The organism is Thiorhodococcus minor, assembly GCF_010820565.1.
Lineage (GTDB): Bacteria > Pseudomonadota > Gammaproteobacteria > Chromatiales > Chromatiaceae > Thiorhodococcus > Thiorhodococcus minor.
Window position 1 is genome coordinate 1 of sequence record NZ_JAAIJQ010000143.1, and the last position, 7372, is coordinate 7372.

7 protein-coding genes are annotated in these 7372 nt (G+C 64.4%); 5 read left to right on the forward strand and 2 right to left on the reverse strand.

The window, feature by feature from the left end; genetic code table 11:
* Window positions 1-262: hypothetical protein (locus G3446_RS27750; protein WP_209262627.1), on the forward strand; the 262-nt coding region annotated here is incomplete at its 5' end.
* Window positions 263-402: 140 nt separating this feature from the next.
* Here the strand turns inward: G3446_RS27750 and G3446_RS24935 are convergent.
* Both G3446_RS24935 and G3446_RS24940 read right to left on the reverse strand, forming a co-directional pair.
* Window positions 403-1956 (reverse strand): GTPase family protein, encoded by a 1554-nt coding sequence (locus G3446_RS24935; protein ID WP_164456395.1) that lies wholly within the window; start codon window positions 1954-1956, stop codon window positions 403-405.
* Window positions 1953-3182 carry a YcjF family protein gene (locus G3446_RS24940; protein WP_164456396.1) on the reverse strand — a complete coding sequence of 410 codons (1230 nt, stop codon included), beginning with the start codon at window positions 3180-3182 and terminating at the stop codon, window positions 1953-1955. Before G3446_RS24940 ends, G3446_RS24935 begins: the two co-directional genes overlap by 4 nt.
* A gap of 358 nt (window positions 3183-3540) precedes the next feature.
* Between G3446_RS24940 and G3446_RS24945 the strand changes: the two genes are divergently transcribed.
* The 4 genes from G3446_RS24945 (at window position 3541) to G3446_RS27755 (ending at window position 6948) form a co-directional block, all read left to right on the forward strand.
* The gene (locus tag G3446_RS24945; protein ID WP_342450235.1) at window positions 3541-4497 is read left to right on the forward strand and encodes a serine hydrolase; all 957 of its coding nucleotides are present in this window, start codon (window positions 3541-3543) and stop codon (window positions 4495-4497) included.
* A gap of 51 nt (window positions 4498-4548) precedes the next feature.
* Window positions 4549-4755 carry a SlyX family protein gene (locus G3446_RS24950; RefSeq protein ID WP_164456397.1) on the forward strand — a complete coding sequence of 69 codons (207 nt, stop codon included), beginning with the start codon at window positions 4549-4551 and terminating at the stop codon, window positions 4753-4755.
* A 213-nt stretch (window positions 4756-4968) separates the two neighbouring features.
* Window positions 4969-5841 carry an isocitrate lyase/PEP mutase family protein gene (locus G3446_RS24955; RefSeq protein ID WP_164456398.1) on the forward strand — a complete coding sequence of 291 codons (873 nt, stop codon included), beginning with the start codon at window positions 4969-4971 and terminating at the stop codon, window positions 5839-5841.
* Window positions 5842-6348: 507 nt separating this feature from the next.
* Window positions 6349-6948 carry a hypothetical protein gene (locus G3446_RS27755; RefSeq protein ID WP_209262626.1) on the forward strand — a complete coding sequence of 200 codons (600 nt, stop codon included), beginning with the start codon at window positions 6349-6351 and terminating at the stop codon, window positions 6946-6948.
* Window positions 6949-7372 lie beyond the last annotated feature (424 nt).

Genomic DNA, 7372 nt, shown 5'->3' on the forward strand with positions numbered 1-7372 from the left:
CATGCGCGGGCATGGGCGTGATGATTATCCGGTGCGGGCGATGTGGAACGCGCTGCTCGCTGGCATCGTCTATCAGCCGGAGTGTCGCGTCTGCGCTCGTGATACCCGTCGGGTCGATCCCTCGCCGACGGGACTCGCGCAGGGCGACAACCTTCTCAGCCCGGGCCGTCCCGCTCCGGGTCGCTGCTCCGCCTCGAGTGGCGCCGTTGGCGCACTCGGGCTGCGCACGACCCTACGACGAATGACTCTACGGCGTGTGTGACTGCGCTTTGCATATTGCCTTCACGACGAAGGACTCACGTCCTTCGTCATTGCGGCAATACGCACGCGCACACGCCTACCCGGGACTACCGGCCTCGCGCTTTGCGCTTCCCTGGCCGGCAGCGAGCGAGGCCTATGGGCCTATGCGTTCCGGGACATGCGTCGCGGTAATGCCAGCAGGAAGCGCCCGGCGTTCGCCAACTGACGTCTGAGCAGGTTCCAGTTCTCCTCGCGACGGCGCTCGTCTTGGCAGCGCAGTAGCCGCGTGCGCTGGGCGCGGTCCATCTGGTCGAGGATGGCCGTCCAAAGGGTATCCTCGACGTTGTAGAGGCGCCCTTCGGCGAGACAGACCGGAATGACGTTGGCGATGGGCACGTCTAAATCGGCCGCAAGCGCCGTTACGGCGGCCTGGATGCTCATCGCCTTGAGGTCCGAGACATCCGTAAGGTCATAGGGCGGCTGCCACTCGCGCAGCGGCCGCAGGCGATCGATATGGGTCACGGCCACAAGCAGCGGCGGCGCACGCCGGTCCACGCGCTCGGCCTGAGCCGAGCGCAGCAAGTCGAGCGTCTGGCGCTCGGACTGGCGATCCGGCCGATGCGCCGCGCTCACCCAGAGGATCATGTCGGCCGCGGTCGCGGCCTCGTGCAGGGTCTTGTGGGCCAGCCGCTCGGAGCCCGGCGTGTCGAAGATGAGCGCAAGGTCCAGACCATCGCGCTCCAGGCGATAGGGCATGAGCGCCCTGGTCGTCTCCGGCAGGACGTCCGTCGCCGCCCGCATCCGACCGAAGAGTGCGTTGATGAGACTCGACTTTCCGGCGTTCGAGCGCCCCAGAACGAGGATGCGCAGCGGCTCACCCTCGAGCTCCTCCGTAACGGAATCCTCGGCGACGGCGCGCTCCAGATCCTCGCGAGAAGTCTGCGTGATGTGCTTGACCGGACTCTCGTCGGTGAGCAAGAGCCGCCCGCTGTAGAGGTCGATGGCATAGACGCCGACCTTGCGCACATACTCGCGCAGCAGCCAGCGGTAGAGGTCCTGCTGGGCCAGGGCGAAGCCACGCTTGCGCAGCTGGGTCCAAGCCTCGCTCAGCAGGGCGTTGGGCGGATTGACCACCCACTTCCCGGCCCGGTACATGCCGAGCAGCCGCTCGGCGAAGGGCTTCCAACGATAGGCGCGCACGAGCGACCCGATAGTCAGGCGATGACTGAAGGGAACCTGCTCGGTAATGGTTTGGCGCAGATCGCGACTGGCGCGCTCGATGATCAAAAGGGCGTGCGGGATACGCAGCTCCAGAAGCGGCTGCTCGACCTGCGGATGGAAATAGCTCGCGACCCGCTCCAGCGTGACCTGGGCCAGCTCGCCCAGCCGCGTCCCGTCCTCGAGCGGCCAATCCTCGGGCTCGATCTGGTCGGCAAGGTCCTGAACCGCCGCCCAAGCACCGTCTGCAACCGGCGGCCAGCTTGGATCCGGCCGCGTGCTGGCGGCCTCGAGCTTGCGCAGCTGACGACCCTTGAGCCAGTACTGCAGTCCGAATCCGGCCGCGCTCAGCAGCACGACGCTTCCGACCCAGACCAGCACCAGTCCGTTCTCGCGGAGCCAGAGCATCCCGAGCGGCAGGAGCACAGCGATCGGCAGCGCCCACAGCATGAGCGAGCCAAGCCACAGGCGATCGATCCGGCTGATGATCTTTTTCATGTCTTACCTGACCTGAAACGCTCCCGCAGGATCTCGGATCCCTGGCTGCGCTGCTCGTCGAAGACACGGCGCAGGATACGCGCATCCGTCTCCAGCCCCAGGGCGCGTCGATGGAAGTGGTAGACGGCGGCCTTGCCTAGGGCATAGGTGGTGGCTCCGCTCGCCGTCGCTCCCCAGACCGCGCCCAGCGTCTGCCCCAGATAGGGCACGAGCTTGATCGCGGCCCGACCTAGGTAGCGCGCGGCATAGGCCACGGCCACACCGGATCCGAGCAGTCCGAGAAACTCCAGCTTCGACTGCCGATCCCAAGGCTGCGTGTAGATGGCCGCCAGGCTCTGCAGCAGCTTGGCCTGGATTGCAGGCACCGCCGCCAGATCCACGACCGGGAAGGCCCCCATGGCCGCCGCGGCCAGGGCATAGCCCAGGATATGCGGATGGGCCGCCTGGTCGAAAACGCCCTTCACGCCAGCGTCCTGTCCCAGCAGCCACTGCAGCCTGAGCGCGGAGACGGCCTCGATCGCCTCCCAGAGGGCATCCAGCCCGTAGTCCTCCGGCACATAGCCGTCTTCGGGCAGCGTCAGGTCGACCGGCACCCAGCGCACCGCCACCTTGCCGGGAAGCTCGCCCGCGCGGTCGCGCTGGCTCAGGAGCGCGCGCGAGAGATCCTGGGGCACCGAGGGCGCCCAAGGCGTCTGCGCGAAGGGATAAGGCTGCGGATGCTCGCCGGCATCGGCGTAGAGCTCATGGAGTCCGGTCTGCGCGATCACCACCGGCCACTGCGGATGCCGCGCACGCACGGAGCGCAGCACCTCCAGCACGGCGTCCTGATCCGGATCGCTCGCCTTCATCACGGCCAAGAGCAGGTGCGCGCGCGACTCGCAGAAGCGGATGTCCTCTTCGGGCGCGTAGTCCACCTCGCCCAGGCCGCGCGTATCCAAGAAGCGCACTACCGGGGCCTCGGGCGGAAAATCGTAAAGGCGCGCGGTCGCCGTGCAGGGCTGGAAGCCGTTGCCGATCTCGGCCTGGGCGCTGCCGGTCAGGGCCCGGATGATGGAGGTCTTGCCCGCTTGGGTCTTGCCGACGAGCCACACCACCGGCAAGGCCGAGCGCGCCCGCGCCGCGTGCAAGGCGTCGTCGAGCAGATGCTCGTCGACCCGAGGACTCAAGATCGCGTCCTTGAGCCCTTGCCAGCGATCGGCCCGGGTCCCCGCCTTTGAGCTGCTCATCACTCGGCGCCTCGGCTCTGTGCGTCCATGGGGGTCATTCTATCGAATCCAGACCTCGACACTCGGCTCAGTGCACAGCGCCGCGCAGGGCGGCCCCCGAGACTCGCCGGCCGGAGCCCCCGCGCGCCAGCCTAAGGCGGTCACTCGGCCGAGCAGCGTGAACAGGGTCAATAAAGCTAGATTCAAACAAGGCAATTCATCGTAGCTATGCAATACTTCGACATTTATCCTACCCGCCCATTCACCAGCCAAAACGCCGAGGTTGCCACCAGTGTCTCCCTTTCTGCGATTCATCCCCAGCTGCAGGCCGCCCCGACTCGGGCGGCTCACCCTGGCGACGCTTTTGCTGGGCGGCCTCGTGCTTGTCGCCACCGCCTGCGCCACGGACTCGAGCGAGCGGGCTTACAGCTCCACCTACCATCCGAGTCCCAGCTCGCAGGCAGTATCGACATATCGCTCGTCGTATCAGCCGGCCCGAAGGCTCAACCAGTTCGGAGACAGCGGGCGCATCGATCGTCTGGACCGCATCGAGCGGGTCGACCGCATGCCCGCCGGACTCGACATTCGCACGCCGAGCGCAGTGGTCGTGGACGACCGGGGCAACCGCATCTACGCGCGAAATACGCGGCGCGTGAGGCCCATCGCCTCCGTGACCAAGCTGATGACGGCAATGGTGGTTCTCGACGCCCGCGTCTCGATGAAGACCCCGATCAGCATCATCGAGCAAGATCGCGACACCTTGAAGAACAGCCGCTCGCGGCTGCGCATCGGCAAGGCCATGCTGCCGCGCGACCAGATGATGATGGTCGCCCTCATGTCCTCGGACAACCGCGCCGCGCACGCCCTCTCCCGGACGACCTTCCGTGGCGGCACCCAGGCCTTCGTGCGGGCCATGAACCGCAAGGCCAAGGCCTTGGGGATGAAGAGCACGACCTTCGTCGACGCAACTGGGCTGAATCCGCTCAACCGCTCGACCGCCGAGGATCTCGTCAAGATGGTGCGCGCCGCGTCGCGCTATGCCTTCATCCGCAAGACGACCTCGCGCGGAGAGATGATCGTCTATCCCTTCGCGAATGGCACGCCCTTGACGTACCGCAATACCAATCGGCTGGTCCGTAGCGGGGATTGGAGCATCGACGTGAGCAAGACCGGCTTCATCAACGAGGCGGGGCGCTGTCTGGTGATGCAGGCGAATATCGCCGGCCGCAGACTCACGATCGTATTGCTGGGCGCAAGCGGCAAGCTGACACCCATGGCCGATTCCACCCGGCTGCGCGATTGGATGCTCGCCGGCAACTACACCGCCTCGCGCTAGGGCGACCGACTGCAGCTCGAGCGCATCGGCCCAATCCCGGAGAGCCGCGTCATGAGCCATGAAGAAGCGATCGCCGACCTTCAAATCCGACTCACCTATCAGGAAGACGACATGAAGGCACTCAACCTGGTCGTGAAGCAGCAGCAGGATCGGATCGACACCCTGGAGCGCAACATCGAGCGCCTGCGCGAGCTGCTCGCCGGGATGGCGCAGGCGCAGCCCGATCCCATCGTCGACGAGCGGCCCCCGCACTATTAAGGCAAGACGCAGAAGACGGGCGGCCGTCGGCCGCTGCCCGAGCCGAGCGGCCAGCCGCGTCGGTCCTCACCCACCTCCATGCGCCGCCCCGTCTCCCACAGTGTCGGCCTGGAGGCCGACACTCCCAGCACTGAAGTCGCTACAAGACGCCCATGCTCTTGATGGCAATGAAGGCGCCTGAACTTCAGATGTACCCACCTTGAGACCTGAGCCATGTCCCAACGCGAGACACCAGCGAATCGGCTGCGGGCCCTGCTCGCCCAAGAGACCTTGCGGCTCATGCCTTGCTGCTTTGACGCCCTCTCGGCCCGGCTGATCGAGGACGCGGGATTCCCGCTCACCTTCATGAGTGGATTCGCAGTCTCGGCCGCGCGCCTAGCGCTACCGGACACCGGACTCATCTCGGTCACCGAGATGGTCGATCAGGGACGCAACATCTGCCAGGCGATCGACATCCCCGTCATCGGCGACGGGGATACAGGTCACGGCAACCCAGCCAACGTTCACCGCACCTTGGAGCAATACGCCGCCGCCGGCTTCGCGGGCATCATGATCGAGGATCAGCTCGCGCCCAAACGCTGTGGCCATACCGGGGTCAAGGAGGTGGTCGATCGCGCCGAGGCACTGAGACGCATCCGTGCCGCGGTCGATGCCCGCGAGGCCGGCGCCGACCTCGTCATCGTCGCCCGCACCGACGCCCGCAGCGCGCTCGGCCTCGACGAGGCGCTCTGGCGCCTCAACGCCTTCGCCGACCTGGGTGCAGACGTCCTCTTCCTGGAGGCACCCCGCGACGAGACCGAGATGTCTCGCTTCCGTGACGAGGTCCCAGGCATCCGCATGGCCAACATGCTGGAAGACGGCATCACGCCCCTGCTCCCGCCCGCCCGTCTCGCCGAGCTCGGCTACCGCATCGCCGCCTATCCGCTGACGCTCTTGAGCTGCGCGGTCAAGGCCATGCAGCTCGCGCTGAACGACATCTCACAAGGCCAAACGCCGGATCGGCGGGCAAGCTTCGCCGAGCTGCGGGAACTGGTGGGCTTCGCCGAGTATGACGCCTTGGTTGCCAGCTATGCCGAGCTAAGCTAGCCCATAACGGCCTTTCGTCCATGCCCCCGGCTCTCACGCCAATAACGATCGAGCTGAGCCCACCGACGCAGACGCGCCAGCCAGACTCAGGGCGGCGACCTCTTCCGAAGCGCAGCTTCGATCCAGGTTCGCCCGCACACGTCCCCAGTCTTTACCCCATCGCCGCGCGGCATCATGCCACCTGCTCGACAGAGATCGCCTCAAGGGCGGAGCGAACTTGCTCCTCGGCACCTTGCCGGCACAAGCGTGCATCTACAGCACAAAAAGTGTGACGACCGCGCCTCACGCTTGTTACACCGCGAGACACCGGAAGGTGGAGCAAACCCGTACAGCCCCCTAAGCTGGACAACAGACCTGACCTTTTTCCACCGCACAACCGCCTATTCCCCGCCAGCTAGCCTCGCCAGAGTCCTCTAGGGCAGAAGCCGATGGCACGGTTATCGCTTCGCTCTCGTAACTGTAGAACGCTTTAGAATTTGCGCACACTAAACTGGAGTCACCCTAAGCATGGGCAGGTCAACACTAAACTATCTCGCTGGTTTTACATTATTCGTCTTGGCTACAAGTGCAAATGCACTCACGATTGATCAAGGGATCGCGATGACTGGAGCAGCCAGCGTTACTGGCATCCCCTCCAACGGAGAGATTGATTTCACGGGCTCCAATATGGCGACCACACAAGGAGTGATAAATGGCGCCTCTGTCGCTGGCTGGACGACGATCTTGAGCAACATCGACCTTCCGGTAGCGACCGGTTCCGTAAGTCCGGCCGCTACGATTTGGACACTGAGTAGCGGTTCCACGACCTATATATTTAAACTCTCCAATGTCGATAGTTTCTCAGACAACACAGCTTTTGATATGAGGACGATATCGCTTTTCGGGCTTGGTACGGTGACTGATGGCAGCCAAGGCACTGCGGCGCGATTGAGTCTAAGCGGGAATTTCTTCGATACTAACGGTGACGGCACTTGGGAAGGAAATGTATCGGAATTCACCGTTCAGGCAGTTCCGATCCCAGCTGCCGGGTGGCTATTCGGCTCAGCGCTCGTTGGACTTCTTGGCGTTGCTAGACGCCGGCAAGCTTTAGCAGCACGAGATGCCTAAGCAGCCAGCTACAAAAGAGTCTGCGCAATAGTAGTCCTCCAGGGTGCCTTGGCTAGCGCTACTGCTAGCTGACGTATTCTGGTGGACCCATTACCAAGACTACAGCCAAGCTTCCCCCCCTATCATTTGCGAAGAGGGATTAAACCAACTGAAGTTTTGCCCTTTTTGAGGGGTGCTGCGCCTGGGTAGGGGGAGTTTTCGAGGGGTTTGCCCGTTTTCGCGCAAACCCCACAGAAACCCCGCAAGCCTAAGTTACTGCTGAGACGGGCATCCTCAAAACCGCAAAACTTGAGTAAACCAACACCTCCCTATAACTGGCCGCGCAAACCTATCTGGCGCGTCTCGCTCGGAGAGTAAGCCGGGTCCTTGCCGCCGTTTAGGCCGAAGTTGGTGTTCTCTGTTTGCCGCCTGGTTTCCCGGCGGT

Excerpts from the sequence above, each read along its gene's own strand:
- G3446_RS27755 (WP_209262626.1), top strand. The coding sequence starts at position 6,349 with ATGGGCAGGTCAACACTAAACTATCTCGCTGGTTTTACATTATTCGTC.
- G3446_RS24940 (WP_164456396.1), bottom strand. The coding sequence starts at position 3,182 with ATGAGCAGCTCAAAGGCGGGGACCCGGGCCGATCGCTGGCAAGGGCTC.
- G3446_RS24950 (WP_164456397.1), top strand. The coding sequence starts at position 4,549 with ATGAGCCATGAAGAAGCGATCGCCGACCTTCAAATCCGACTCACCTAT.
- G3446_RS24955 (WP_164456398.1), top strand. The coding sequence starts at position 4,969 with ATGTCCCAACGCGAGACACCAGCGAATCGGCTGCGGGCCCTGCTCGCC.
- G3446_RS24935 (WP_164456395.1), bottom strand. The coding sequence starts at position 1,956 with ATGAAAAAGATCATCAGCCGGATCGATCGCCTGTGGCTTGGCTCGCTC.